The organism is Sediminicola arcticus (assembly GCF_040566695.1).
In the GTDB taxonomy this organism is placed as follows: domain Bacteria; phylum Bacteroidota; class Bacteroidia; order Flavobacteriales; family Flavobacteriaceae; genus Sediminicola; species Sediminicola arcticus.
This window is the reverse complement of sequence record NZ_JBEXAE010000009.1, coordinates 41250-64492: the sequence shown is the minus strand read 5'-3', so window position 1 is coordinate 64492 and position 23243 is coordinate 41250. Positions and strand designations below refer to the sequence as shown.

Genomic DNA, 23243 nt, shown 5'->3' with positions numbered 1-23243 from the left:
TTAGTGTTATGAAAAAAATAGTTGCATTACTCTCCGCCATAGTTCTTTGTTCTTGTGGAGAAAAAACAAAAAAGGAGCAGCCTAAAGTAGATAGCAATTTGCAATCCGAAGCGGTGCAGAGCATAGAAGAAGTTGCTATTTTTAAAGGGCAACAGGTTACGGGTGTTACCGTTAGTGACAAAGGGAGAATATTCGCAAACTTTCCAAGATGGCGTAAAGGAGTTCCATTTTCCGTAGTGGAGGTCAATGGAAAAGATGGTTCTTATACACCTTATCCTAATAAGGAGATGAATATGTGGGAAATTGGAGAGGAAGTTACACCAAACGCTTTTGTCGGAGTGCAGTCTGTGGTAGCCTTTGAAAATATTTTATATGTATTGGATACCCGTAGTGCTCTGTTTGAGCCTATTTTGGACGAACCTAGGGTCTTTGTGTTTAATTTGGAGACAGATGCATTGGTGAATATTTATATAATTCCTAAAGGTGTCGCAAAACCTAATTCCTATATCAATGATCTTCGGGTGGATAAAAAGAATGGTAAAATTTATTTTACGGATTCGGGTGCCGGAGGACTCTTGGTGTTGGATATTGTCTCTGGTAAAAGCAAAAGGGTATTGGGAGATCATCCCTCCACTATGGCCGAAATGGATCATCTTACCTTTGATAATGGCCAATGGAACAATACCATTAACTCAGACGGAATAGCGTTAGATACCAAGAACAATAAATTATACTATCATGCCTTAACGGGTTATAGTCTTTATGCTATTGATACCGAGGTTTTGGCTTCAGATAAAAATCCTATCCATACAGAGGTTCAGTTCATAAAAAAGACAGGAGCTCCCGATGGGATGATCTTTGATGATAAGGGCAATTTGTATTTGGCTGACTTGGAACACAACAAAATAAACTATTTGACCCCTTCGGGAGATCTAAAAACCTTATTGGAAGGGGATGTCGTAAAATGGGCAGATACCTTTAGTATTTATAATGGATTTTTATACTACACGAATTCTAGAATCAACGAGGTAAAAGGGGAAATCTCAGAAATTGAATTTACCATTAATAAGATAGCCCTTTAAATACGATGAATTAATTTTTTATTTTTATTGGGGGTTTATCTATTTATACTTTAAGATAAGTATCTTATTTTGTGCTGATTATATAAAATAAAAGGCTTCCTTTTTGAAAAATTCAAAGGGGATGAGTATCTTTAAGGAAACACTATTCCAATGAAAACTGTACTCACCCTAGCATTTGGCCTTATGATGTCTATAGTAGCGGCACAAGAGTCAAAAACTCAAATAGTACCAAAAGAGATTCAAATTAAAACAGCTGTGCTACCAGCACCATATGAAAAAAAGGGTGGTGCCATGGTCTATGGTTATGATCCTCAAGGAAATTTTGTAGTCTTACGGGAAGGTACCAACAATTTGGTTTGCATTGCAGATAATCCTAATCAGGATGGGATTAATGTAGCTTGTTATTCCGATCAATTGGAACCTTTTATGAATCGGGGGCGGAAGTTGGGCGCTAAGGGTATGGATGCTAAAGAAAAATTTGATATAAGGGGGGCAGAGGTTGCTGCGGGAAAACTAAAAATGCCAAAAGACCCCAGTATGTTATATATTTATTCTGGAGATGAGGAAGGATATGACAAAACTACTGGAGAATTAAAAAATGGGAAGTTTAGGTATGTCATCTATATTCCTTTTGCCACCACGGAGTCTACTGGACTTCCTGATAAGCCGCATGCCCCTGGTATGCCTTGGCTAATGGATCCAGGTACATATAGGGCACATATCATGATAGGGCCCAATTAAAAAACAAGGATAGCCTCAATTTTATTTCAATCTAAGATAATCTTCCAGAGCAGCTTCTTCAAGGTAATAAATACAATTTCTTAATACATATATTGATTTGTTTTTATCGCCAATGAAGTTGATTTTAACTGTACATTTGCACCGTTTTAAAAGATTGGAATAATCCTGATTATATGAGTATTATAAACCCAAAAGAGCTAAAGAAATTGATGACTTCTGAGGTGAGTCTTAAGGAAATAGAACAGTGTATTTCTATTTTGGATAGATTGGTGGACAATGCGCATCAGATATTGGAATTGCCAGAAGATAAAAGGGTGGCACTGTTGAAAGCAGCAGGAACCCTTTCCAGACCTGACAGGCATGAATTTAAACAACGCAAAAAAGATTCTGCCAAAGCAACCAAAAGAAAAATGATAGAACGGGACAAACATGCCCGTAAAGAAACAGGAATACGGAGTGCAAGGGAGGCAACAGTATTTGTGGCTCCCAAATTATTGGCGGCTCCTTCAAAGGAGCAGTTAGAAGAAAGGGAATTGGAATCACCAAGAAATTGTTATGTCTGTAAAACGGTCTACACCAAATTGCACCATTTTTATGACACTATGTGTCAGGATTGTGGGGACTTCAATTATGCCAAACGATTTCAAACGGCGGAGCTTACTGGCCAAGTCGCTTTAGTTACTGGATCACGCTTAAAAATAGGATACCATATTGCTTTAATTCTTTTACGCTCTGGAGCAACAGTAATTGCTACTACACGTTTTCCAGTGGATGCAGCCTTGCGTTTTTCAAAAGAAGAGGATTTTATGCAATGGGGAGATCGACTAAAGATCCATGGTCTGGACTTACGTCATATCCCGAGTGTGGAAATTTTCTGCAATTTCATAGAACAACAATACGATAGATTGGATATTCTGATTAATAATGCAGCTCAGACGGTAAGGAGACCTGCAGGGTTTTATCAGCATCTAATGATTAACGAGGAGATTCCTTTTGAGTCATTACCGAAATTTGCAAAAGAAGTATTATCCGATCATAATTATTGTTTACAAGAGTTAAAGTCATTAGGGATAGGGGCTTCCTCCGAAGAGAATAACGCCTTACCAGTCACTTGGCATGCTCCGGAACCTGGAATCGGAATACGTGCTTCTGCCAAATTATCACAAATACCTTATAGTTTCGATAATTCACTTTCTGCTAAAGAAGTATTTCCTGAAGGGGAGTTAGATGCAGATTTGCAGCAAGTAGATTTGAGAAAGACCAATAGCTGGCGCTTAAAATTAGGGGAAATAGAAACTCCTGAAATGATAGAGGTTCAGCTGGTCAATGCCATAGCCCCTTTTGTTTTGTGCAATAGACTGTCTAGATTGATGCGTCAGGAAAACACGGGGAAAAAGCATATTATCAATGTATCAGCCATGGAAGGTAAATTCCATCGTTTTTACAAGGAAGACCGTCATCCGCACACTAATATGGCGAAAGCGGCCTTAAACATGATGACCCATACTTCTGCTCTCGATTTTGCCAAGGACGGTGTATATATGAATGCAGTTGACACAGGTTGGGTAACCGATGAAGATCCAGTGGAACTTTCCAAAAGAAAAGTGGAGGTTCATGATTTTCAACCTCCGCTTGATATAGTTGATGGAGCTGCCAGAGTATTGGATCCTTTAATTGATGGAATTAATACTGGTAAGCATTGGACAGGCAAGTTTCTAAAAGATTACAGGCCAATAGATTGGTAGCATTAAGTTGATTTACTTAAACGTATCCTGAAGGGACGGATCCAGTTCAAGAGTCTGTTTTTTGGAAAATCTATAAGATATCCCCAAATTTATAAGATAATCAGCAAAGGCGGCATCACCGCTTCTTGGCTGACCAGTGGCTATCTCTGTTTGTCTGTCTGTAACACTTTGAGGACCTTCCCTTCGTAAAGCAAACGGAAGGTTGAGGGTTAAAGTAAAATTATTTTTCATATAAGCAACACCAGGCTCAATGGATAGGACGTTTCCAAGTGACTCGTCCTGAAATATGTATACAAAAAATCAATTGTAGATTTATAAAAATGACGGATACATGAGACGTTACAGCGAAAGCTTTAAACTCAAAGTATTGGCAGAACTTGCCAAAGGTAACCACTCCAAAAGACAAATTGGATTAACGTACGGAGTGCAAGCCAGTACTATTAATCAATGGTTCAAAAAGTATGACCACAAGGATTTAATGAACACCTGTGTAACCGCGCAAACAAATGATGAAATAAGCTGTATCAAAGCCCTTCAGAAAAAGCTGAAACAACTTAAAGACCTCCTTATCAAAAAGGATCTCGAAAAGCTTGTTGTGGAAAGCTATCTTGGATGTCATGATGCCTGAAATGGATAGTTTTACGCTGGCAGAAAAAATTCAGGTTATAGCTCCCGAGCTTCCTTTTATTTTCTTAACGGCCCGATCATTCAAAGTTGATGTGTTGAAGGGTTTTGCCTTGGGGGCTTTGGATTATCTCAAAAAACCAATTGACGAAGAGGAACTTGTGGTGCGGATTAAAAATTTGTTGTCTAGACTTGTAAAACAACCCATAGTTTCACAAGAAAAAGAAAATTATACGATTGGCCGATATCAATTTAACAGTGTCAACCAGGAATTGATTTTTGATAAAGAGATTTTATCATTAACGGGTAGAGAGAACGAGCTTTTGGTTTATTTAGTGAACCATCAAAACAAACTCTGCACCCATAAGGAGATTCTTATCCATTTATGGGGGAAGTGATTACTTTAATAGAAAGAGCCTAAATGTATTTATATCTCATTTACGTGGCTATCTCAGCAAAGATGTCCGTATAAAAATTGAGAATGTCCATGATCAGGGGTTTATTTTAAAAGTAAGTTAAATACAAGATAGTATTTAAGTAAGAAAATATATAATAACCATAAAAAAGTATTTTAGTATATTTAGGACTATTGAAACAGTATCCTGCTATGGAAACCTATGCCAAGGCATTGTTATATGCTATTCCTTTTTTTATTATTCTTCTGTCGGTAGAAATATCCTATGGGTATTTCATAAAGAATCAGATGTACAAGGTCATGGATACAGTTTCGAGCATCAGTTCAGGGCTTACCAATATCATTAAGGATTCCCTTGGTCTTGCCTTTATTGTTATTAGTTATCCTTTTTTATTGGAACATTTGGCTATTACAGAGATCAGAGCTTCGTGGGTGGTTTGGTTGGTAGCTTTTATAATCTTGGATTTTGCGGGCTACTGGAACCACAGACTAAGTCATAAAATAAATATCTTCTGGAATCAACATGTCATTCATCACAGTAGTGAGGAATTTAATCTTGCCTGCGCTCTGAGACAACCGATATCCAATCTTATTGGGTATTTCTCTATCCTATTGTTACCAGCGGCACTATTGGGTGTGCCTTATAAAGTAATAGCTATTTTGGCTCCAGTACATTTATTTGCCCAATTTTGGTATCATACCCAACATATTGGTAAAATGGGTTGGGTAGAATACGTTTTGGTAACACCTTCCCAGCATAGGGTTCATCATGCTATTAATCCAGAGTATATCGACAAAAACCTCGGTCAGATTTTGTCTGTTTGGGACCGGATGTTTGGAACTTTTCAGGAAGAAATGGAAGATACGCCACCTCAATATGGGGTTTTAAAACAGGCTGCAACATGGAATCCGGTGCATATTAATTTTCAACATTTTTGGAACTTGTTAAAGGACGCTTGGAGAACTAGCAACTATTGGGATAAAATAAGAATTTGGTTTATGCCTACGGGATGGAGGCCAATAGATGTTATAGAAAAATATCCCATAACCATAATAGAGGATGTTTATCAATTTAAAAGATATAATACAGCAGCATCTTTGAAGCTTAAGGGCTATATAATTTTTCAATTGTTATTCAGTGTACTTCTTTTACTATTTATGCTTTATAATTATAGTAATATTGGTTTTGAAGGGCTATTGCTATTCGGCGCTTTTGTACTTGTGGGCATTTATGGATATTCTTCCTTAATGGATAGGAGTAAAATTGCTATTTATATTGAAGTGGCAAGAGGATTGTTTGGTCTTGGGTTTATCCTTTATAGCGGGGATTGGTTTGGGGTCAACGGCCTTATGCCTATTGGTAAATTTGTGATGATGGGTTATTTTTTGGCCACCATATTTTGTGGAATATACTTTACTTATTTGGATAAAGAAAAGCTAGATGCTCCTATTGTTGCTTAAACATTCGATTTGAAAGTAGAACTACACCTTATTCCTAAGTTCCTTATCAACAAGGGCAATATAGAGTTTCATGGCCTGTTTTGGTTTTACATTCTGAGCTTGTATAAGTGCATTTGACTTAAAAGCGTTGATTAGAGGAGTGCTGCTTCCGGGGTGGTTGAAATTCTCATTTGCAATGCGGTAATAGGCGTAAAGCTTTAATAGAAGATCAGCAGGGAGAGGTTCCGTAAAGTCGTTCACAAAGGCTACTGCCTTGGAAAATTTAATATTTAATTTATCACTCGTCATCCTGACTTTTAAGTATGGCAATACAGGTCTTGGCTCCTGTAACTTTTTGGTTCAATTTTACGGTAATGGGACAATCTAAAGGTAAGAACAAATCTACTCTAGAACCAAATTTAATAAAACCACCATCTTCACCCTGCCGAACACTCTCACCTTCAATGGCATAATTAACAATTCTTTTGGCCATTGCCCCGGCGATCTGTCTGTATAAAATGTCACCAAATTTTGGAGTTCTTATGACAACTGTGGTTCGTTCGTTTTCAGTACTCGCTTTTGGATGCCAAGCGACTAAATATTTTCCTGGATGGTATTTGGAGTATTTAATCGTTCCACTAACTGGGTAGCGGGTTACATGAACATTAATAGGGGACATGAAAATAGATACCTGTTTTCTTTTGTCCTTAAAGAATTCTGTTTCTTCTACTTCTTCAATAACAACAACTTTACCATCTACAGGTGCTAAAATCTCATCAAAATTTTTGACAACCTTTCTTTTGGGGTTTCTAAAAAATTGTAGGATCATCACTAAAATAAAAAGGACAAAGATTTGTATAGCAAGTCTTAGCCAGGTTATGTCAATAAAAAAATGGGCCAAAAGACTAATTGAGGCAACAATCAAAAAAGTAATTAAAATGATTTTTTGACCTTCTTTATGAAACATATGAAAATATATTTAACGTTAAATAAGCAAATGGGGCTGCAAAGACCAAACTGTCTAACCTATCCAACATGCCTCCATGGCCGGGTAAAATAGCACCACTATCCTTGACTCCCGCGCTTCTTTTGAATTTGGATTCTACCAAGTCCCCCAGACTTCCAGTTACAACAATGACTATTGCTAAGATCAACCATTCCTTAAGAGAGAGGTTGGTCTCATAAGAGGACATAATGTACGCGGCAACCAATGCGAAAACAAGGCCTCCCAAAGCACCTTCCACTGTTTTTTTTGGGGAAACTGCGGGGTATAGTTTTGTCCTGCCAATGCTTTTACCTACCAAGTAGGCAAAAGAATCGTTTACCCAAATTAGTATAAAAATACCCATTATCAAAAACTGTGCAAACTCGTCGTCCTTATACGGTATCATCGTAAGAAAAATGCAACCTCCACCAATATAAAATAATCCAAAAAGGAATTTTTGCACAGTGTTGAATTTGGTTTCTTTTTTAGTGAATAGAAATACCAGCAGTGCAAAATTAATAGTAATAGTTAGTAACATCAAAATATTGATGACTACTTTATCCTGAATAATATAAATAAAGGCCCACCAAAGGATTAAATATGCTAAATAGATATGGTACCCTTTTAGTTTTACAATTCGCTTATACTCGTGTAAACAAGCTAGTCCGAAGGCCATAAACAAGAAATCAAAGGCGTCCGAGCTAAGGAAAATAGCAGAAAGTAATAAAAAGACATAGACGACACCCGTAATTAGGCGTCTAAGGATTTCTCTCATAGTTAAAGGTCTTCCAGAAGTAAAAGATATAGATTTTTTGAACTACTTCCGTAAGAGAGGAAATCATCTTTGTCCTCTATATTGGACTGAAAATGTTTTATGGTCGTAATATTGGCCGGAATGCTGTTTTTATATTTTTTCTTTATATTTTTTAGACCTTCACCGATAGAATCTACGAGTTGACTGGTCGTGGCAAAAACAATAAGGTTTTCTGGTAAATCGTGCAGTTTGTACTCTTTTAATTGGTTAGAGCAGACTAAGATAGAACCATTTTGGGCTATTAACTGCTCACAGGTGGTGAAAAATACGTTGCTTTTACTTGGACTTTCTGTAAATATAAGACCTTGCTTGGAAAATCTATCTTTCAATCTGTCATCTATGGAAAGGAAGGCGCTGTCTTGCCATTGATTTTCAACGATAATATTGTCCAGAGTCTCTGTTATTTCTGAAAAGGAATCACAGTATAAAAATTTACCGCCGTTCTTTTTGAAGTGAATCGTAAATTTTTCGTCTACAGGAATGTTGAGGTCAGGCATATGTAACCCTCTGGTTTCAGTAGTTTCTTTTGAAACCTTCTTCTTTCCTCCCCCAAATAGTTTATCAAATAGACCCATGATTGTTTATACGATCTTCAATTTATGGCATAAAGTAAAGCAAAAGACGTGTAATAACACGTCTTTTGTTTCTAAGATTCTAGTTCTTCTTTTGGTAAATCTTCCTTTTTGATTTTTTCTTGCCCTTTTTCATCAAACTCCTTGTCAAATGGTCTTTTGCCAAAGATTTTTTCCAAATCGTCTTTGAAGATTACTTCTTTTTCCAAAAGGCGTTCTGCCAATTCGGTAAGTTTATCTTTATTTTTTTCTAATAGTTCAACTGCCCTCTTGTATTGTTCCTCTATTAATTTGGAAATTTCTCTATCAATGGTCTGTGCAGTTTCTTCGCTATAAGGTTTTGAAAAACCAAACTCGTTCTGTCCAGAGGAATCATAGAAAGTAATGTTCCCAATTTTTTCATTAAGTCCGTAAATAGTCACCATTGCCCTAGCTTGTTTGGTAACCTTTTCAAGGTCACTTAAGGCACCTGTTGATATCTTGTCGAACATGACCCTTTCCGCGGCTCTTCCGCCTAAAGTGGCACACATTTCGTCCTTCATTTGGTCTGGCCTGACTATAAGTCGTTCTTCTGGCAAATACCATGCTGCTCCTAAAGACTGTCCTCTAGGTACTATAGTAACCTTTACCAAGGGAGCTGCATGTTCCAGCATCCAACTTACGGTGGCATGACCAGCTTCATGATAGGCTATGGTTCTCTTTTCTCCAGGAGTAATAATTTTATTTTTCTTTTCAAGACCTCCAACGATCCTATCTACAGCGTCCAAGAAATCTTGTTTTGTTACTGCCTTTTTCTCTTTACGTGCTGCAATAAGTGCGGCCTCATTACAAACATTAGCTATATCCGCGCCTGAGAAACCTGGTGTTTGTCTCGCAAGAAAATCAAGATCCAAAGTTTCTGCAGTTTTGATGGGTCTAAGGTGGACTTCAAAAATTTCTTTTCTCTCATTAAGGTCTGGAAGATCAACATAAATTTGTCTATCAAACCTACCTGCCCTCATAAGTGCTTTGTCCAAAACGTCGGCACGGTTAGTGGCTGCCAAAACGATAACATTGGTATTGGTCCCAAAACCATCCATTTCTGTTAATAATTGGTTCAACGTGTTTTCTCTTTCATCATTGGACCCAGTAAAATTATTTTTACCTCTAGCCCTACCAATGGCATCTATCTCATCAATAAAAATAATGGCGGGTGATTTGTCCTTTGCCTGCTTGAAAAGATCTCTTACTCTTGAAGCACCAACCCCTACAAACATTTCAACAAAATCTGAACCTGACAATGAAAAGAAAGGAACTTTCGCTTCACCTGCAACAGCTTTTGCCAATAAGGTTTTACCAGTTCCAGGAGGCCCTACCAAAAGAGCACCTTTTGGAATTTTACCACCTAAAGAAGTGTATTTGTCTGGGTTTCTTAGGAACTCCACTATTTCTTCTACTTCTTCTTTTGCCCCTTCAAGACCTGCGACATCTTTAAAGGATGTTCTTGTATCTGTTTTTTCGTCAAAAAGTTTAGCCTTGGATTTGCCAATGTTGAAAATTTGACCACCAGCACCTCCACCGGCTCCACCAGACATTCTTCTCATCAAATAGATCCATATACCAATAATCAGAACGAAAGGCAATAAGGTCAACAGTAAATCGCCAAGAACGTTGGACTCCGTGTCGTAGTCGACAATGGTATCTAGATTGTTCTCTTTTTTAATATTTTTTATCTCGTTCTCAAAGTTCTGTAAATCCCCATAATCCAATATGTACTGTGGGGTTACTCCCTGGGTAAGTGCAAAAGCCTTTTCGGCCACATCCTTATGAACGTCCTTATTTAAAGCTTCCTCGGTGAGGAACACTTTAGCCTGACGCGTATTAGTGATAATCAAAATTTTGGAAATATCACCATTTCTTAAGTATTCTTGGAGTTCAGATGAAGTAGTTTTTTTTGTACTATTGAAATTGCCGCTTCCAAAAAATTGAAAACCAATAAGCAACATAGCAATTAAACCGTAAATCCACCAAGAACTGAATTTTGGTTTTTTGGGACTTGTATTATTTTCTTTAGCCATTATTTTTTTTTACTTATTAAAACTACTTTCAATAGCGGTTACCTTAGCATCGCCCCATAGACCTTCTATGTCATAGTATTCCCTCGTTTGTGTCTGGAAAACATGCACTACAACATTTACGTAGTCCATTAAAACCCATTCCGAGTTGTCAGAGCCTTCAACATGCCAAGGCTTATCTTTTAAGCCCTTACTAACAGTTTTTTGGATTGAATTTACGATTGCATTTACATGCGTATTGGAAGTACCATCACAGATAATAAAGTAATCACAAACAGTGTTCTCAATTTCTCTGAGATCTAGGATATTTATATGGTTTCCTTTAACTTCTTCTATTCCGAATAAAATTGAAGTGATTAATTCATCTTGACTAACTTTACTATTCTGCATTCAAAAATTTTATATTTTACAAAGTTATTGTTTTTTTGTTTTTTTAGCTATTGTTTTTAACATAAGATTGTGCAAGAAACAACTACTGTACTATGTATATAATCAAACTTAATGCCACGGAATCTACAAATGTATACTTGAAGGAGCTATTTGCAGAGGTTGCGCTGAACGATTTTACGGTCGTTGTGGCAAATGAGCAATCTAAGGGAAGGGGTCAGATGGGCACTGTATGGGAGTCTGAGCCTGGCAAAAACCTTACCTTTAGCGTGTTGAAGAGGTTTGATGACTTCATGGTCTCCCAGCAATTTATGATTAACGTTATGGTTTCTATGGCCCTATATAAGCATTTGAAGAAGCTTCAAATACCTGATCTCAGTGTTAAATGGCCAAACGACATTCTGTCAGGTCACCATAAGATTGCCGGTATTCTGATCGAAAATATCCTTTCAGGTGATAAAATACAGTCTTCCGTAATTGGGATTGGTCTAAATGTTAACCAGATGCACTTCAATAATCTTCCCAATGTTTCGTCCATTAAATTGATTTTAGGTAAAAATATGGACTTGGATGAACTTTTAAGCTCCATTTTGAAATCGATGCAGGAGACATTTGCGGTGCTAAATGCAAAAGATCCGTCAATAGTAAATACAATCCTTGAAAATTATAAAAGTGTACTTTTTAGAAAAGACAAACCTTCTACTTTTAGAAACGAGAATGACGAATTATTTATGGGATTCATCACCGACGTTTCTGCAGAAGGTAAGATAATCGTTACTCTAGAAGACGATGTAAAAAAGGAATTTGGCCTAAAAGAAATTAAATTATTGTATTAGATTTTATGCAGGTTATCAGATAAGGTTCCCATAAAATTCGTGATGGGATTTTTTATCATCATGGCCATCATCGCATTAAACTCGCCTTCGAAACTTAAGGTAACGTCACTTTCATTTTCACTTAGGGATACAATATCCGCAGTGAGCGTAAACGGTAGTTTATCGCTTGCAGCACCCAAGATTACCTTATCATGCGGATTTTTGTGTTTTAGTTTTAAAACTATTTCTGGCATTCCCTTTAAGGCAAATAAAAACTTATCCTCTCCTAATACCTCAAATTTGCTAATGTTTTCCGGCATTAACTTTTCGAAATTTTTGATATCTAGCAAAAAATTATAGACTTCTTTAGCGCTTTTGGTAATTGTTTTTTTTGGAGTTTCAATATGCATAGTATGTTATTTTTTCCATTCTGCAGGATTGTTTTTCCATGCAATAAGGGTGTTCAATTGTGCTTCTTTAATATAATTGGTATCTGACGCCTGTTTTATTAGATGGTCATAATCGCTCAAGGTGTGGAGTTCTACCCCTTTTTCCTCAAAATTGTCCTTTGCCACAGAAAAGCCATAGGTAAAAATGGCGATCATTCCCTTTATATTGGCGCCGCTTTCCTTAAGTGCGTCTACTGCATTTAAACTACTTTTTCCAGTACTTATAAGATCTTCGATGACCACAACATTCTGATTAGCTTCCAAAAATCCCTCAATTTGGTTTTGTCTCCCGTGAGATTTTGGCTCTGGCCTCACGTAGACAAAAGGTAGGCCTAAAGATTCGGCAACCAGCATCCCTATACCAATGGCCCCAGTAGCTACACCAGCAATCACATCGGGCTTGCCATATAAATTTTCTACTTGCTTGGCCATCTCCTCTCTTACATAATTTCTTATAGTAGGATAGGATAGGATTATTCTATTGTCGCAGTAGATTGGAGATTTCCAACCTGAGGCCCATGTAAAAGGATTTTCAGGTGTCAACTTTATTGCATTAATTTGCAACAAAAGCTCTGCTGTTTTTTTTGCGGTGTCTTTATTTAAAACCATAACGCAAATGTATAAAGTTTTTGTTAATGAGTCTGCTCTTATTTTAACAAATAAACTCTCTGAAACAGACAACAGCAAATATTTTTTGTTGAATGGGAAATCTGTTAATGAGGCTATTGATGCGCTGGCAAAGAATAAAATTAGCGAGGCTTATATCTATCATCCCAATCACGAAGAAATACTTAAAAAGTTCACCAAAAAGATACCGTTAGTGGTGGCAGCAGGCGGTGTAGTGACAAATAAGGAGGGAAAAGTGCTTTTTATTTACAGGAACGACAAATGGGACTTACCCAAAGGAAAGGTAGATAAGGGAGAGACCCTCCCAGATGCAGCAATAAGGGAGGTAGAAGAGGAAACAGGGGTCCGAGGATTGAAAATAGAGAATTTCCTCAGGACTACCTATCATGTTTTTAAAAGGAATGGTACATATAAACTAAAGGAAGTACATTGGTACGCTATGCGAACTGCATATAGAGGACCATTGGTTGGCCAAGCTGATGAAGGAATAGTGAAAGTGAAATGGAAGGGCCCTAAAAAAATAAAAAAGGCCCTCCAGAATTCCTATACAAATATCAAAATTCTCTTTGAGGATTAATTTTTATCTCAAGCCACTGTCTTTAAGAATGCGATAAATTGGATATTGCATATGGGCAGATTCATAATATAGAGAATGTGTATAAAGCCAATCTAACTGCGCATACCAATTTTTGGCAAAATCCGCTTCCATTTCTTTTTTGAGCTGAAATTCCTGGTTCAAAGATTCGTTTTCCTGCAATATTTTAAGTGCTACATCTTCAAAAACGTACGGAGAAAATCCTTCTTTTCTACTCAGAACGGTATCAAAGAAGTTCCAATTGAAAAATGAATCGGGTGCTTCTGGCTCTAAGGTTTCTAGGAGATATCTCATACCAGGCTGGTTGGTTGGCACTAAGAAATCTCCTTGTGAAAATCTGATGGAGTCAGATTTTTTAGTAACTGTAGTCCCATAGTGTGGATAGTGACCTTCATAAGGCCGTTCATAGGTATTGTAGGTTGCAATTTTATAGGATTCAACTAAAAAGGTGGTGTCCTTTTGCAGTGTTTGGTAATTAATTTGGTTCTTAACTAAGAGGTCTACTATTTTTTTCCATCCCTTTTTGATGATATAAGCCTTGGGAACTTCAACCATTAAAGAGGGTTTATAATTGTTCTTGTAGGCCACTGATTTTGTAAAAGGTCTATTTCTATCGTACTTTAAGCGAGGAAGGCCCGTTACTTCACTAGTTAGGGTGTCAGCTTCAAAACCTTTAAAATCTAGGGTAGATACTCTTGTGCTGTCCACTTCCCATTGCAATGGATAGTAGTCCATTTCCAATTGTTTGGAAAAGGCCAATTCTCTTAGTTCCTTTATTTTCTTTGTGTCCGTATCGGTTATTTCTATCATTTTGACCATTAATTGATAGGTTCCTTCCACTCTTTTTTTGTAGGGTTTAAGCATGTGGGTTTCCACCATCATCCCTAAGGTGTTCCATAAAGTAGTATAGCCAGTAGAATATCTGGGAGAGTCCATAAATTGCGAAAAGCCTTTTTCCGGCACTTCATTAAATACATTTACATAAGGGGTAATATCCCAATTATCGGCCGCTAAGGATTGTTCCAACCTAGGTCTTAATTCTTGTTCAAGGTATGTACCAAGATCTCCGCCAAGTTTGTTGTGCTGCGTAAAAAGGTGCGTTAGGGTGTATTGGTAATCTGCACCATTGCTAACATGGTTGTCGATAAAAATATCAGGTTTTACCAAATGAAAAATATCGGCAAAAGTTTTTGCATTTTTTGTGTCCGATTTGATGAAATCCCTATTGAGATCATAATTTTGGGCATTGCCTCTAAAACCATAGGATTCAGGACCGTTTTGATTAGCGCGGGTGGTAGAATTCCTATTTAGGGCTCCATCAATGTTATAAATGGGTATAGTGGTAATGACGGTGTTTTTTGGAGGCGTCATTTTTTCTACAGCCAAATCCCTGAACAGCGTCATGGTAGCATCTATCCCATCACTTTCCCCAGGGTGAATACCGTTGTTGATTAAGATGATTGTTTTATCCTTGCCAATTTTGGAAAAATTGAATTCTCCGTCAAAATTATAGGTTACAACATGCAGTGGTTCGCCACTATCGGTATCACCAATGGTCTGTATATTTATGGCAGGAAATTCCTTTGCTAATTGGATATAGAATTCAATGACCTCTGAATATGTGGCTGTCTGGTTACCATTCGATCTTTCAAATGGAGTGGGATATTCAGCTATTTTATCTTCTATTTTTTTTTCGCAGGAAAGTAGCAGGAACACTATAGAAAAGACTAAAAAATATCTCATTTATTTGTAATTATTGACTGGACATTTTTTGTAATGTCTTTTCAAAATTAAGCAAATTTAAAGTTTATAGGCTAAGCGGCATTTGTTATTTCTTCAATTTCATTTCTCCTAATATGCTTGGTCTTATACTCAATGGTGTGATGTGTCCTTGATTTGAAGGTTTCTGACTTTTGTTTGTCACAAGGATCTAATGAGGAAGTGACTATATTGATAAATACTTTTTTATCCAGTTTCAGTGCTATGAATTCCTCTAAAAACTGCCAACCATCCATAATTGGCATATTGATATCTAAAAATATGATACTGGGAATTTCTTTGTCTTTATCATTTCCCGAATGCCTTCCAAAGCCAGTAATCCATTGCCAAAAGTGAATATGTTTTCGCAATCAACTACCGATCCAAGCATTTTTTTGATACGATATACCATAATTTCATCGTCGTCTATAATGCAAACAGAATTAATCTTTTTCATTGAAATATATGTTAAATGTAGTGCCTTTTCCAACTTCACTAGTAGTAATAATTTTTCCGTTCATGGCCTCGACTTGGTTCTTGGTGATGTAGAGACCAATTCCCCTAGCATCTATATTGTTGTGGAAGGTTTTATACATGCCAAATAATTTACTGCCGTATTTTTTTTAGGTCTATTCCCAAGCCATTATCGGCAATACTCAAGATCATATAATCCTGACTTCTTTTTGCAGTCAATGTTATTATAGGATCCCTATTTGGATCTTTGTACTTGACAGCATTTGTCATAAAATTCATCAATATGCTTTCCAAATAGGCTGGGATGGCTTTGATATATACGTCTTCTGGGATATGATTAATAATGGAGGCATTGTTGTTTTTTAGAAATGCTAAAAGATTTTGCTGTGCTCCCTCAATTTTTGAGTTTAAATGGATAGGGTGCTTCCCAAGGTTAATATTGGTGTTAATTGCGACCACCTCGTTTAAATCATCCAAGGTTTCCAATAAGTTGTCCGATGCATTGGTAAGCATATTAACTATTTTTATTTTTTCTTCTTCATCTTTTTCTATGTTATTAGGAAATCTAATAACATAGAAAAATTAGCAGTATGTGATCTTAGATTGTGAGATACAATATGCGCAAAATTGATTAGTTTTTTGTTTTGTAAGTAGGCTACAATGACCAAATCCCTAAGTTCTTTCTCTTTTTGCTTAATCAGGGAGATGTCCATACTAATCCCAACCAAAGAATTTTTTTTGCCGTCTATTCCTTTAAGGGGGATTTTAGAGGTAAGAAAATGGGTTACCTTCTCCTCTTTGGTAATACTTACCGTTTCTTTATCCAAAATAGATTTCATGGAGTGGAGCACCTGCAGATCTTCGTCCCTTGAGATTTGCGCTATTTTTTCATCGTATAAGTCAAAATCGCTCTTCCCCAATAAATTTTTTCGCTTTTCACGCCCATATATACGCATTCGGCTTTGTTGACGAGAACTTTTCTTGATTCCAGGTCCTTTAATAAGCATTTAAGGGCAAATTGTCTAAAACTGTCCGAAGCAGTCTTTCATTTTCTATGATTTTGGCTTCAGCTCTTACAATATCCATAATGTCTTGGAAAGTCCCTATAAGACCAACAAACACCTTATCTTTTATTATAGGTTGGCCCGCGGCTAGAACCCAAATATTATTTCCCTTCGCGGTCAACAAGGGAATTCTTCCGTTCACATACTTCCCTGTGTTTATGGCCTTAGTAATATTGTACCAAAATAACTCATTTTTTTCAGCATCGTATTCCCAATGTCCTATTTTCCCAATTTCAGTTTTTTCCTTGAAAAGTACTTCAAGCTTTTCTAATTTCAGTTCATTTTGTATTCTTTCGGATACATCTTCGATGCTTAAAATGATACCGAGGATATTTTCTTTGTCACCATACCAGGTCCTATTGAACCACTGGAACCAACGCTCATTCTTATCGTTATCTAAATGTCTTTCTATGTGAACCTCACTGTGAATTTCCAATAGACAACCATCCAATATTTTTTACCAATGCTGATTTACACTCTTAAAGAGTTTATGAAGTGTTTTTCCGTATACGGTTGAAGAGTTAAAATCGAAAGAGGATACCCATTTGTCCGAAGCATGAACTAACTCAAACTTAGTGTTCACAAAAGCCGTTGCTGCTGGTAATTACTTTATTAGGTAATCAATGGTTTGTACTTGGGTTTTATGTGACATTATAGGAAATTTCTTACTAATATAAAGACATTTAATGTATTGATTAATAGCTTGTTGTGAATAGCAGCAAACTAGTGATGTAGACCCCTTATTTAAGGGTGAAGTGTTCTTAAAAATCGGCGAAATGTAGGAAATTAGTACATTCTAAATCAAAAAGGAACAAGTGAAACCGAATAAGTTTTATATCTAATACTATGTTTTATAAACGTCAGAACGCCTTAGTTAAGAGTTATATTGGTAAGTCTTATTTGTATGGATTTGAATTTGTAAACTGAATTTTTATTTTTTGACACGAACACTGTCTGGTACCAAACCGGTATAATCGCCACCATTCCTTATAACGTCCCTAACGATGGAAGAACTGATATAAGATTTTCCGGAAGAGGTAAGTAGAAAAACGGTTTCAATTTCGGATAGTTTACGATTTGTGTGTGCAATGGCCTTTTCAAATTCAAAATCTCCTGGATTCCTTAAACCCCTTAAAATAAAACTGGCATCTATTTTTCTGCAGAAGTCCACTGTTAAACCCTTGTAAGTCATTACCTTAATTTTTGGCTGGTCTTTAAAGGCCTCTTTTATAAAGCGGGTCCTTTCTTCCAATGTAAACATGTATTTTTTATCGGCATTGATTCCTATGGCTATTATGAGTTCATCAAAAAGGGTAATCCCTCTATGGATGATATCAAAATGGCCTAGGGTCAGTGGGTCAAAAGAACCTGGAAAAATGGCACGTCTCATTGTAGTTATTTTTATGTTGTTTAAAGTTACTTATTTTTCTTTTAAGGCTTCCATGATGGCGCTTTCAAAAAGTTGCGGCAATGTTATCCCTGCGGCTCTTGCCTGCTGGGGTAATATGCTCTCTTCGGTAAGGCCAGGTGTTGTATTCATCTCTAACATAAAGGGTTGGTCACCCACAAAAATAAATTCACTTCTAGAAAACCCTTTCATTTTAAGGACTTCGTAGGCGCGTTTGGCTGCTTCCGATACCGATTTTTCTTGCCCTTTAGATATTCTTGCAGGGGTTATTTCTTTAGACTTTCCTTCATATTTGGCCTCGTAATCAAAAAAATCATTCTCTGTAACAATTTCCGTTATGGGCAATACCTTAGTCTTTCCATTAAAAGTGATAACCCCTACAGAAACTTCTGTACCATCCAAAAAGCTTTCAATGATAATTTCATCATCCTCCTTATAGGCCTTCGAAATTGCCTCGAACAGGTCTTCTTTGCGGTAGACTTTGGAAATACCGAAGCTACTGCCTGCTTTATTTGCCTTAACAAAACATGGTAGGCCTACTTTTTTAACGATCTCTTCTTCATTAATTAAATCTCCTAAATTTAAATAATAAGATGTTGCCGAAAAGATACCATAAGGTTTAAGGACACTTAAAAGATCCCTTTTATTGAAAGTCAAAGCCGCTTGGTAATAATCACAGGAAGTTTGTGGGATGTTTATCAAGTTAAAATAGCCCTGCATTAAACCATCTTCCCCAGGGGTGCCATGAATGGCGTTAAAGATACAATCGAAGACTATTTTTCCATTGGCTGTATCCAAGGAAAAGTCATTCCTATTTATGTGATATTCATTTTGTTTATCATCTATGTAAACCCATTTGTCTTTAGAAATATGGATAGCATAGGCATTAAATTTTTCCTTGTCCAAATATTTAAGTACTACCCCTCCACTTTTAAGAGATATTTTATATTCACTGGAATATCCACCCATGATAATGGCAATGTTCTTTTTCATCTGAATCTAATACGTTGTATGTTGTCGCTGGTTTATTTCTCAAGGATGTAAATACGTAAACAGCCTAAACAAATATCATTTTTTTAAAGTAAAGAAAAAAGCTTTGTGTTTCATATATTTGCTGGGATTATTAAATGAGTTAAAAATGAATTTTTTCCGTTTTTTGGGGAGTAAGAATTTTTTTAAACAGCTGGTATTAGGAATAGTGCTATCGTTAGTGTTGGTTTTTGTAATTATGCAATGGCTTAAAAGTTCAACCAATCACGGCGATTTTGTTATAGTACCTGATCTTTCAAAACTATCAGTTTCTGAAATGCGGAATGTTATTGCGCAAAACAACCTAAGGTATGAAGTATTAGATTCTGCAAATTATAATCCAAAATACCCTAGATTTTCTGTCATTGAACAGGATCCTCCAGCAGGAAATAAAGTTAAATCTAATAGGAAAATTTATATCACCATTAACCCATCTGGCTACGATAAGGTCACAGTACCGGATATTATTCAAAATTCCATCCGGAATGCTACCTCGAAACTAAGGGCAGTGGGTCTGGACGTGCAGCGTATTACGTATATTGAAGAAATGGGCAAGGATATGGTGTATGAGATAAGGTTTAAAGGCAAGTATATAAAGCCTGGGGATCAATTGCCTAAGACTTCCAAAATAGAACTTGTTTGTGGAAGGGGAGAAATTTCGGATAGGGTGGTCATAAAAGATGAATTAGAAGAATAACATATGGAAGAGGTAAATGGGCCTGAATTAAATGATGAGGAGTTATTTGAACATTATAAATTTGTTGCCGGAAAGGGACAAGAGCCACTCAGGGTAGATAAGTTTTTAATGAACTTTATTGAAAATGCCACCAGGAATAAAATTCAACAAGCAGCCAAGGAAGGTAATATTTGGGTGAATAATTCCATCGTGAAATCCAACTATAAAGTAAAGGCAGGGGATGAGGTACGTGTCATGTTTGAACACCCTCCTTATGAATTTTTGTTAACGCCAGAGGATATTCCCTTAAATATAGTTTATGAGGATGATGTGCTGTTGGTGGTAAATAAATCTCCGGGTATGGTAGTGCATCCTGGCCATGGCAATTATTCTGGTACCTTGATTAATGCGTTATTGCATCACATTGAATCCTTACCCTTAAACAGTGATGAAAGGCCTGGGCTGGTTCACAGAATAGACAAGGATACTTCTGGACTTTTGGTAGTAGCCAAAACAGAAGCTGCCATGACACATTTAGCCAAACAATTCCATGATAAAACCTCGGAAAGGGAATATATAGCAATAGTATGGGGAAATGTAGAAAATGAAAGCGGTACCATTGAAGGTCATATTGGCAGGAATCCTAAAAACCGACTACAAATGGATGTTTTTCCGGAAGGAGATCAAGGTAAGGAGGCTGTTACCCATTATAGGGTGCTAGAACGTTTAGGCTATGTAACAGTAATCTCATGTAAATTAGAAACAGGTAGGACCCATCAGATCAGAGTGCATCTTAAGTACATAGGGCATACATTATTTAATGATGAGCGTTACGGGGGCGAGAAAATTTTAAAGGGAACCACCTTTACCAAATACAAGCAATTTGTGGATAATGCCTTTAAGATATTGCCAAGGCAGGCCCTACATGCGAAGACACTTGGCTTTGTCCATCCTGTTTCGGACGAATTTATGCGATTTGATTCAGAAGTTCCTGAGGATATGGCGACATGTATTACCAAATGGCGACAATACGCCAAACACAGTCAAGAAGAATAAATTTCTTCGATAGAACCATTGAAAAGTCCTTTTAGAATAAGGTGTTTTCTTAGTTGTAAGGCATAGAATTCACCTGATGTTTAGAAATTTAAATTTTAGTAAGGAATGAAAATTGTAGTATCGCCGGCAAAATCGCTCGACTTTGAAAGTGAATTGCCCACAGATAAATTTACGCAGCCTATCTTTTTAAAGGAAGCCAAGACACTTAATGCGATATTGGCAAAAAAAAATCCCAAAGCATTGTCAAAACTGATGGATATTTCAGATAATTTGGCAGCGTTGAATTGGGAAAGAAACCAAAATTTTAAAGTGCCATTTACAAAGGAAAATGCTAGACCTGCTATTTTTGCTTTTAGTGGGGACGTATACCAAGGTATAGACGCCTATACAATTACAGAACAAAAATTAGAGAACTTACAAGATAAATTGAGGATATTATCAGGGCAGTATGGTATTCTAAAACCCCTAGACTTAATGCAGCCCTATCGATTGGAAATGGGGACCCAGTTAAAGGTTGGGAGAAAAAAAAATCTCTACGAATTTTGGAAAAAGCAACTTACGGATCAATTAAACGACGAATTGGAGAATGATGAGTTGTTTGTGAATTTGGCTAGTAATGAGTATTTCAGTGCCGTAGATAAAAAGGCCCTTAAAGTGCCGGTAATTACTCCAGTTTTTAAGGATTGGAAAAATGATAAACTTAAGGTTATCAGTTTTTTTGCAAAAAAAGCAAGGGGCTCCATGGTGCGATTTATTTTGGATACCAATGCAGAGACATTAGATGATATTAAGGCCTTTAATGTAGATGGATATGCCTATAGCGAGCAGTTCACCGAAAATGTGCAAGAACCTGTTTTTGTGCGATAATATATCCTGCCAAAAAACGTTTATTATTTGATACTAATTTTAAAAAATCAGATGATGGGCAAAGTTACTTCAGTACTATTATTTCTTGTGTTGGTTTTTTTTGGCTGTACTGATAGGGATGATTCCATTACCATGGCTAATATTAGGGTAAAGAATGTCAGTACTATAAATTTTGACACCGTACAGGTTGGAACAGAAGACAAAATTCACAATAATGTGTCTCCTAATGGATTTTCAGGATATTTGGAATACGAGACCGCCTACGCATACGATTATATAAAAATCACTTCAGGCGAAGAAGGAGTTTTTATCCTTCAGCCAATCGATTTTGTTGGTGAAACACCTTTAACACCAGGATTTTATACCTATGAGCTCAATGTTCTGGAAACAGGGGAAGTACAGTTGAGTTTTGTAGTGGACTAAGATTATTTCTTTTTTTCAATTTTTAATTTTTCTTCTACGGTAGGTCGCTTTTTTATTTTACGTTTTCTTCTGGCTCCATAGGAATTATTAGAAATTTTACCTTTTTTAGATTTGATATCACCTTTTCCCATAATTAGCGTATTTATCTTCTAAAGGTAAAAAAATCACACTTTAACGTCAAGCCTATTCCATTATATTTTTGACTTTGGCACATTTTTTAGGGTAGTATTCCTGGCAGGTATTAGTTGGGTAATGTTTAATTGTTATTTGTAAAGTTGATTAGGATTTCTTTATTTCACCTAATGAAGCCATTTATTCATACACATCCGTACGAACCATTTCTATTCAAAGAAGCAAGAAAATTGATCGTGGGAACTTTACCTCCGCTCAGATTTACTAGTGGGGAATTAATGATAGGTGATGTAGATTTTTCCTATGGTAGTAGAGACGGACAGCTGTGGCCAATTTTAGATCGGATTTTTAATTTGAACTTGGATTTTGAGACTACTCAGAAGGCCGTTGCACAACGAATGGAATTTTTGCTCGAAAGAAGGATTGGAATTTGCGATATTGTTGCCAATGCCGAACGTTCTAAAATTGATGCTTCTGACCTAGGCATGGAACAAATACAACTTAGAAATATCCTAGGTGATCTTCAAGAATACCCTAATGTTCAAACGCTGCTATTTACCGGTGGAAATAGTAAAAATGGCCCGGAATATTTCTTTAGAAAGCATTTAAATGAGTTTGGACTTCGATTAAAATTGATATCAGACAAAGTACCCCGAATTCACGAGTTTAAACTTCCTTTAGATCTATTCTCATCTGTGAATTATAAAGGAGAGGAACGTACCATAAGGACTATTTCTCTTACGGCTCCTACCGGTGCAGCCAACGGAGCCGTAGGCAGTTTGCAGTTGTATAAAGAATTGAAAAAGAAGGACCCGAAATTCAATACAATTGGTTTTCGGGTCCTACAGTATAGTCATTTTTTTTTAATGGAAAGGCAATGCTATTGCTTTTCCACAATTAGGATGACTATTTTTTATTCTGTTGGGCTTTTATAGTGGGTTTTTTAATGTCAAATTTGTTCGTTTCAACATTAGTATTTCCTGTTGTATTGGTAGGATTTTTTTGTTCTAC

The 23243-nt window shown here is 36.6% G+C and carries 31 protein-coding genes; 13 read left to right on the top strand and 18 right to left on the bottom strand.

What is annotated here, in order from left to right; all coding sequences use genetic code 11:
• The first annotated feature begins 8 nt into the window (after positions 1-8).
• The 3 genes from ABXZ36_RS14850 (at position 9) to ABXZ36_RS14840 (ending at position 3568) form a co-directional block, all read left to right on the top strand.
• Positions 9-1082 (top strand): L-dopachrome tautomerase-related protein, encoded by a 1074-nt coding sequence (locus ABXZ36_RS14850; protein WP_354616464.1) that lies wholly within the window; start codon positions 9-11, stop codon positions 1080-1082.
• Positions 1083-1232: 150 nt separating this feature from the next.
• A complete protein-coding gene (locus ABXZ36_RS14845) occupies positions 1233-1823 on the top strand; it encodes a hypothetical protein (protein WP_354616463.1) in 591 nt (196 codons plus the stop codon).
• Positions 1824-1996: 173 nt separating this feature from the next.
• Positions 1997-3568 carry an SDR family NAD(P)-dependent oxidoreductase gene (locus ABXZ36_RS14840; RefSeq protein ID WP_354616462.1) on the top strand — a complete coding sequence of 524 codons (1572 nt, stop codon included), beginning with the start codon at positions 1997-1999 and terminating at the stop codon, positions 3566-3568.
• A 12-nt stretch (positions 3569-3580) separates the two neighbouring features.
• Here ABXZ36_RS14840 and ABXZ36_RS14835 read toward each other — a convergent pair whose 3' ends face one another.
• Entirely contained in the window at positions 3581-3799 is a 219-nt protein-coding gene (locus tag ABXZ36_RS14835) for a hypothetical protein (RefSeq protein ID WP_354616461.1), read from the bottom strand.
• A 100-nt stretch (positions 3800-3899) separates the two neighbouring features.
• Here ABXZ36_RS14835 and ABXZ36_RS14830 point away from each other — a divergent pair, with 100 nt between their 5' ends.
• The 3 genes from ABXZ36_RS14830 (at position 3900) to ABXZ36_RS14820 (ending at position 6068) form a co-directional block, all read left to right on the top strand.
• Positions 3900-4196: a transposase gene (locus tag ABXZ36_RS14830; RefSeq protein ID WP_354616460.1), complete on the top strand. Its 297-nt coding sequence runs from the start codon at positions 3900-3902 to the stop codon at positions 4194-4196.
• Entirely contained in the window at positions 4159-4590 is a 432-nt protein-coding gene (locus ABXZ36_RS14825) for a response regulator transcription factor (protein WP_354616459.1), read from the top strand. Before ABXZ36_RS14830 ends, ABXZ36_RS14825 begins: the two co-directional genes overlap by 38 nt.
• A 209-nt stretch (positions 4591-4799) precedes the next feature.
• Positions 4800-6068 (top strand): sterol desaturase family protein, encoded by a 1269-nt coding sequence (locus tag ABXZ36_RS14820; protein ID WP_354616501.1) that lies wholly within the window; start codon positions 4800-4802, stop codon positions 6066-6068.
• A gap of 21 nt (positions 6069-6089) precedes the next feature.
• On the opposite strand, the gene ABXZ36_RS14815 is transcribed toward ABXZ36_RS14820, so the two are convergent.
• From ABXZ36_RS14815 to rsfS, 6 genes are all read right to left on the bottom strand, one after another.
• A complete protein-coding gene (locus ABXZ36_RS14815; RefSeq protein ID WP_354616458.1) occupies positions 6090-6356 on the bottom strand; it encodes an acyl-CoA-binding protein in 267 nt (88 codons plus the stop codon).
• Positions 6346-7014, bottom strand: coding sequence for a phosphatidylserine decarboxylase family protein (locus ABXZ36_RS14810; protein ID WP_354616457.1), 669 nt, complete (start codon positions 7012-7014; stop codon positions 6346-6348). Before ABXZ36_RS14810 ends, ABXZ36_RS14815 begins: the two co-directional genes overlap by 11 nt.
• Entirely contained in the window at positions 7004-7807 is an 804-nt protein-coding gene (locus ABXZ36_RS14805) for a phosphatidate cytidylyltransferase (RefSeq protein ID WP_354616456.1), read from the bottom strand. The genes ABXZ36_RS14810 and ABXZ36_RS14805 overlap by 11 nt, the downstream gene beginning before the upstream one ends.
• 2 nt (positions 7808-7809) lie before the next feature.
• Positions 7810-8421: an LUD domain-containing protein gene (locus ABXZ36_RS14800; protein WP_354616455.1), complete on the bottom strand. Its 612-nt coding sequence runs from the start codon at positions 8419-8421 to the stop codon at positions 7810-7812.
• 71 nt (positions 8422-8492) lie between these two features.
• On the bottom strand, positions 8493-10475 hold the full coding sequence (gene ftsH / locus ABXZ36_RS14795; protein ID WP_354616454.1) for an ATP-dependent zinc metalloprotease FtsH: 1983 nt from the start codon (positions 10473-10475) through the stop codon (positions 8493-8495).
• A 9-nt stretch (positions 10476-10484) separates the two neighbouring features.
• A complete protein-coding gene (rsfS, locus tag ABXZ36_RS14790; RefSeq protein ID WP_062052930.1) occupies positions 10485-10862 on the bottom strand; it encodes a ribosome silencing factor in 378 nt (125 codons plus the stop codon).
• A 92-nt stretch (positions 10863-10954) separates the two neighbouring features.
• Between rsfS and ABXZ36_RS14785 the strand changes: the two genes are divergently transcribed.
• Positions 10955-11695: a biotin--[acetyl-CoA-carboxylase] ligase gene (locus ABXZ36_RS14785; protein ID WP_354616453.1), complete on the top strand. Its 741-nt coding sequence runs from the start codon at positions 10955-10957 to the stop codon at positions 11693-11695.
• On the opposite strand, the gene ABXZ36_RS14780 is transcribed toward ABXZ36_RS14785, so the two are convergent.
• Both ABXZ36_RS14780 and pyrE read right to left on the bottom strand, forming a co-directional pair.
• On the bottom strand, positions 11692-12084 hold the full coding sequence (locus ABXZ36_RS14780) for an SRPBCC family protein (protein ID WP_354616452.1): 393 nt from the start codon (positions 12082-12084) through the stop codon (positions 11692-11694). The two genes, ABXZ36_RS14785 and ABXZ36_RS14780, sit on opposite strands and share 4 nt — an antisense overlap.
• A gap of 6 nt (positions 12085-12090) precedes the next feature.
• Positions 12091-12732, bottom strand: a complete 642-nt coding sequence (pyrE, locus tag ABXZ36_RS14775; protein WP_354616451.1) for an orotate phosphoribosyltransferase — start codon at positions 12730-12732, stop codon at positions 12091-12093.
• Positions 12733-12739: 7 nt separating this feature from the next.
• Between pyrE and ABXZ36_RS14770 the strand changes: the two genes are divergently transcribed.
• Complete coding sequence (locus tag ABXZ36_RS14770) at positions 12740-13327, top strand: NUDIX hydrolase (protein WP_354616450.1); 588 nt, start codon at positions 12740-12742, stop codon at positions 13325-13327.
• A gap of 3 nt (positions 13328-13330) precedes the next feature.
• On the opposite strand, the gene ABXZ36_RS14765 is transcribed toward ABXZ36_RS14770, so the two are convergent.
• The 8 genes from ABXZ36_RS14765 to ABXZ36_RS14730 all read right to left on the bottom strand — a co-directional run bounded on the left by ABXZ36_RS14765 (position 13331) and on the right by ABXZ36_RS14730 (position 19042).
• The gene (locus tag ABXZ36_RS14765; RefSeq protein WP_354616449.1) at positions 13331-15088 is read right to left on the bottom strand and encodes a M14 family metallopeptidase; all 1758 of its coding nucleotides are present in this window, start codon (positions 15086-15088) and stop codon (positions 13331-13333) included.
• A gap of 71 nt (positions 15089-15159) precedes the next feature.
• Positions 15160-15474, bottom strand: coding sequence for a response regulator (locus ABXZ36_RS14760; RefSeq protein WP_354616448.1), 315 nt, complete (start codon positions 15472-15474; stop codon positions 15160-15162).
• A gap of 72 nt (positions 15475-15546) precedes the next feature.
• Entirely contained in the window at positions 15547-15699 is a 153-nt protein-coding gene (locus ABXZ36_RS14755) for an ATP-binding protein (RefSeq protein WP_354616447.1), read from the bottom strand.
• Between the two features lie 10 nt (positions 15700-15709).
• A complete protein-coding gene (locus tag ABXZ36_RS14750) occupies positions 15710-16090 on the bottom strand; it encodes an ATP-binding protein (RefSeq protein WP_354616446.1) in 381 nt (126 codons plus the stop codon).
• A 35-nt stretch (positions 16091-16125) separates the two neighbouring features.
• Positions 16126-16533 carry a PAS domain-containing protein gene (locus ABXZ36_RS14745; RefSeq protein ID WP_354616445.1) on the bottom strand — a complete coding sequence of 136 codons (408 nt, stop codon included), beginning with the start codon at positions 16531-16533 and terminating at the stop codon, positions 16126-16128.
• 40 nt (positions 16534-16573) lie between these two features.
• Positions 16574-17077: a hypothetical protein gene (locus ABXZ36_RS14740; protein ID WP_354616444.1), complete on the bottom strand. Its 504-nt coding sequence runs from the start codon at positions 17075-17077 to the stop codon at positions 16574-16576.
• Positions 17078-17572: 495 nt separating this feature from the next.
• A complete protein-coding gene (coaD, locus tag ABXZ36_RS14735) occupies positions 17573-18031 on the bottom strand; it encodes a pantetheine-phosphate adenylyltransferase (RefSeq protein ID WP_354616443.1) in 459 nt (152 codons plus the stop codon).
• A gap of 30 nt (positions 18032-18061) precedes the next feature.
• Positions 18062-19042 carry a D-alanine--D-alanine ligase gene (locus ABXZ36_RS14730; RefSeq protein WP_354616442.1) on the bottom strand — a complete coding sequence of 327 codons (981 nt, stop codon included), beginning with the start codon at positions 19040-19042 and terminating at the stop codon, positions 18062-18064.
• 145 nt (positions 19043-19187) lie between these two features.
• On the opposite strand from ABXZ36_RS14730, the gene ABXZ36_RS14725 reads away from it, so the two are divergent.
• The 4 genes from ABXZ36_RS14725 (at position 19188) to ABXZ36_RS14710 (ending at position 22100) form a co-directional block, all read left to right on the top strand.
• Entirely contained in the window at positions 19188-19775 is a 588-nt protein-coding gene (locus tag ABXZ36_RS14725; protein ID WP_354616441.1) for a PASTA domain-containing protein, read from the top strand.
• 3 nt (positions 19776-19778) lie between these two features.
• A complete protein-coding gene (locus tag ABXZ36_RS14720; protein WP_354616440.1) occupies positions 19779-20810 on the top strand; it encodes an RluA family pseudouridine synthase in 1032 nt (343 codons plus the stop codon).
• Positions 20811-20915: 105 nt separating this feature from the next.
• Positions 20916-21677, top strand: coding sequence for a peroxide stress protein YaaA (gene yaaA / locus ABXZ36_RS14715; RefSeq protein ID WP_354616439.1), 762 nt, complete (start codon positions 20916-20918; stop codon positions 21675-21677).
• Between the two features lie 51 nt (positions 21678-21728).
• A complete protein-coding gene (locus tag ABXZ36_RS14710; protein WP_354616438.1) occupies positions 21729-22100 on the top strand; it encodes a hypothetical protein in 372 nt (123 codons plus the stop codon).
• Between the two features lie 2 nt (positions 22101-22102).
• On the opposite strand, the gene ABXZ36_RS14705 is transcribed toward ABXZ36_RS14710, so the two are convergent.
• On the bottom strand, positions 22103-22231 hold the full coding sequence (locus tag ABXZ36_RS14705) for a 30S ribosomal protein THX (RefSeq protein WP_354616437.1): 129 nt from the start codon (positions 22229-22231) through the stop codon (positions 22103-22105).
• A 171-nt stretch (positions 22232-22402) separates the two neighbouring features.
• Between ABXZ36_RS14705 and ABXZ36_RS14700 the strand changes: the two genes are divergently transcribed.
• Complete coding sequence (locus ABXZ36_RS14700) at positions 22403-23167, top strand: uracil-DNA glycosylase family protein (RefSeq protein WP_354616436.1); 765 nt, start codon at positions 22403-22405, stop codon at positions 23165-23167.
• The last annotated feature ends 76 nt before the right edge of the window (positions 23168-23243 follow it).

Excerpts from the sequence above, each read along its gene's own strand:
- ABXZ36_RS14770 (WP_354616450.1), top strand. The coding sequence starts at position 12,740 with ATGTATAAAGTTTTTGTTAATGAGTCTGCTCTTATTTTAACAAATAAA.
- ABXZ36_RS14800 (WP_354616455.1), bottom strand. The coding sequence starts at position 8,421 with ATGGGTCTATTTGATAAACTATTTGGGGGAGGAAAGAAGAAGGTTTCA.
- pyrE (WP_354616451.1), bottom strand. The coding sequence starts at position 12,732 with ATGGTTTTAAATAAAGACACCGCAAAAAAAACAGCAGAGCTTTTGTTG.
- ABXZ36_RS14755 (WP_354616447.1), bottom strand. The coding sequence starts at position 15,699 with ATGTATAAAACCTTCCACAACAATATAGATGCTAGGGGAATTGGTCTC.
- ABXZ36_RS14805 (WP_354616456.1), bottom strand. The coding sequence starts at position 7,807 with ATGAGAGAAATCCTTAGACGCCTAATTACGGGTGTCGTCTATGTCTTT.
- ABXZ36_RS14725 (WP_354616441.1), top strand. The coding sequence starts at position 19,188 with ATGAATTTTTTCCGTTTTTTGGGGAGTAAGAATTTTTTTAAACAGCTG.
- ftsH (WP_354616454.1), bottom strand. The coding sequence starts at position 10,475 with ATGGCTAAAGAAAATAATACAAGTCCCAAAAAACCAAAATTCAGTTCT.
- ABXZ36_RS14850 (WP_354616464.1), top strand. The coding sequence starts at position 9 with ATGAAAAAAATAGTTGCATTACTCTCCGCCATAGTTCTTTGTTCTTGT.
- ABXZ36_RS14705 (WP_354616437.1), bottom strand. The coding sequence starts at position 22,231 with ATGGGAAAAGGTGATATCAAATCTAAAAAAGGTAAAATTTCTAATAAT.
- ABXZ36_RS14745 (WP_354616445.1), bottom strand. The coding sequence starts at position 16,533 with ATGCGTATATATGGGCGTGAAAAGCGAAAAAATTTATTGGGGAAGAGC.
- ABXZ36_RS14765 (WP_354616449.1), bottom strand. The coding sequence starts at position 15,088 with ATGAGATATTTTTTAGTCTTTTCTATAGTGTTCCTGCTACTTTCCTGC.
- ABXZ36_RS14720 (WP_354616440.1), top strand. The coding sequence starts at position 19,779 with ATGGAAGAGGTAAATGGGCCTGAATTAAATGATGAGGAGTTATTTGAA.
- ABXZ36_RS14815 (WP_354616458.1), bottom strand. The coding sequence starts at position 6,356 with ATGACGAGTGATAAATTAAATATTAAATTTTCCAAGGCAGTAGCCTTT.
- ABXZ36_RS14710 (WP_354616438.1), top strand. The coding sequence starts at position 21,729 with ATGATGGGCAAAGTTACTTCAGTACTATTATTTCTTGTGTTGGTTTTT.
- ABXZ36_RS14820 (WP_354616501.1), top strand. The coding sequence starts at position 4,800 with ATGGAAACCTATGCCAAGGCATTGTTATATGCTATTCCTTTTTTTATT.
- ABXZ36_RS14810 (WP_354616457.1), bottom strand. The coding sequence starts at position 7,014 with ATGTTTCATAAAGAAGGTCAAAAAATCATTTTAATTACTTTTTTGATT.
- ABXZ36_RS14785 (WP_354616453.1), top strand. The coding sequence starts at position 10,955 with ATGTATATAATCAAACTTAATGCCACGGAATCTACAAATGTATACTTG.
- ABXZ36_RS14750 (WP_354616446.1), bottom strand. The coding sequence starts at position 16,090 with ATGCTTACCAATGCATCGGACAACTTATTGGAAACCTTGGATGATTTA.
- coaD (WP_354616443.1), bottom strand. The coding sequence starts at position 18,031 with ATGAGACGTGCCATTTTTCCAGGTTCTTTTGACCCACTGACCCTAGGC.
- ABXZ36_RS14835 (WP_354616461.1), bottom strand. The coding sequence starts at position 3,799 with ATGAAAAATAATTTTACTTTAACCCTCAACCTTCCGTTTGCTTTACGA.
- ABXZ36_RS14780 (WP_354616452.1), bottom strand. The coding sequence starts at position 12,084 with ATGCATATTGAAACTCCAAAAAAAACAATTACCAAAAGCGCTAAAGAA.
- yaaA (WP_354616439.1), top strand. The coding sequence starts at position 20,916 with ATGAAAATTGTAGTATCGCCGGCAAAATCGCTCGACTTTGAAAGTGAA.
- ABXZ36_RS14830 (WP_354616460.1), top strand. The coding sequence starts at position 3,900 with ATGAGACGTTACAGCGAAAGCTTTAAACTCAAAGTATTGGCAGAACTT.
- ABXZ36_RS14840 (WP_354616462.1), top strand. The coding sequence starts at position 1,997 with ATGAGTATTATAAACCCAAAAGAGCTAAAGAAATTGATGACTTCTGAG.
- ABXZ36_RS14845 (WP_354616463.1), top strand. The coding sequence starts at position 1,233 with ATGAAAACTGTACTCACCCTAGCATTTGGCCTTATGATGTCTATAGTA.
- ABXZ36_RS14730 (WP_354616442.1), bottom strand. The coding sequence starts at position 19,042 with ATGAAAAAGAACATTGCCATTATCATGGGTGGATATTCCAGTGAATAT.
- rsfS (WP_062052930.1), bottom strand. The coding sequence starts at position 10,862 with ATGCAGAATAGTAAAGTTAGTCAAGATGAATTAATCACTTCAATTTTA.
- ABXZ36_RS14700 (WP_354616436.1), top strand. The coding sequence starts at position 22,403 with ATGAAGCCATTTATTCATACACATCCGTACGAACCATTTCTATTCAAA.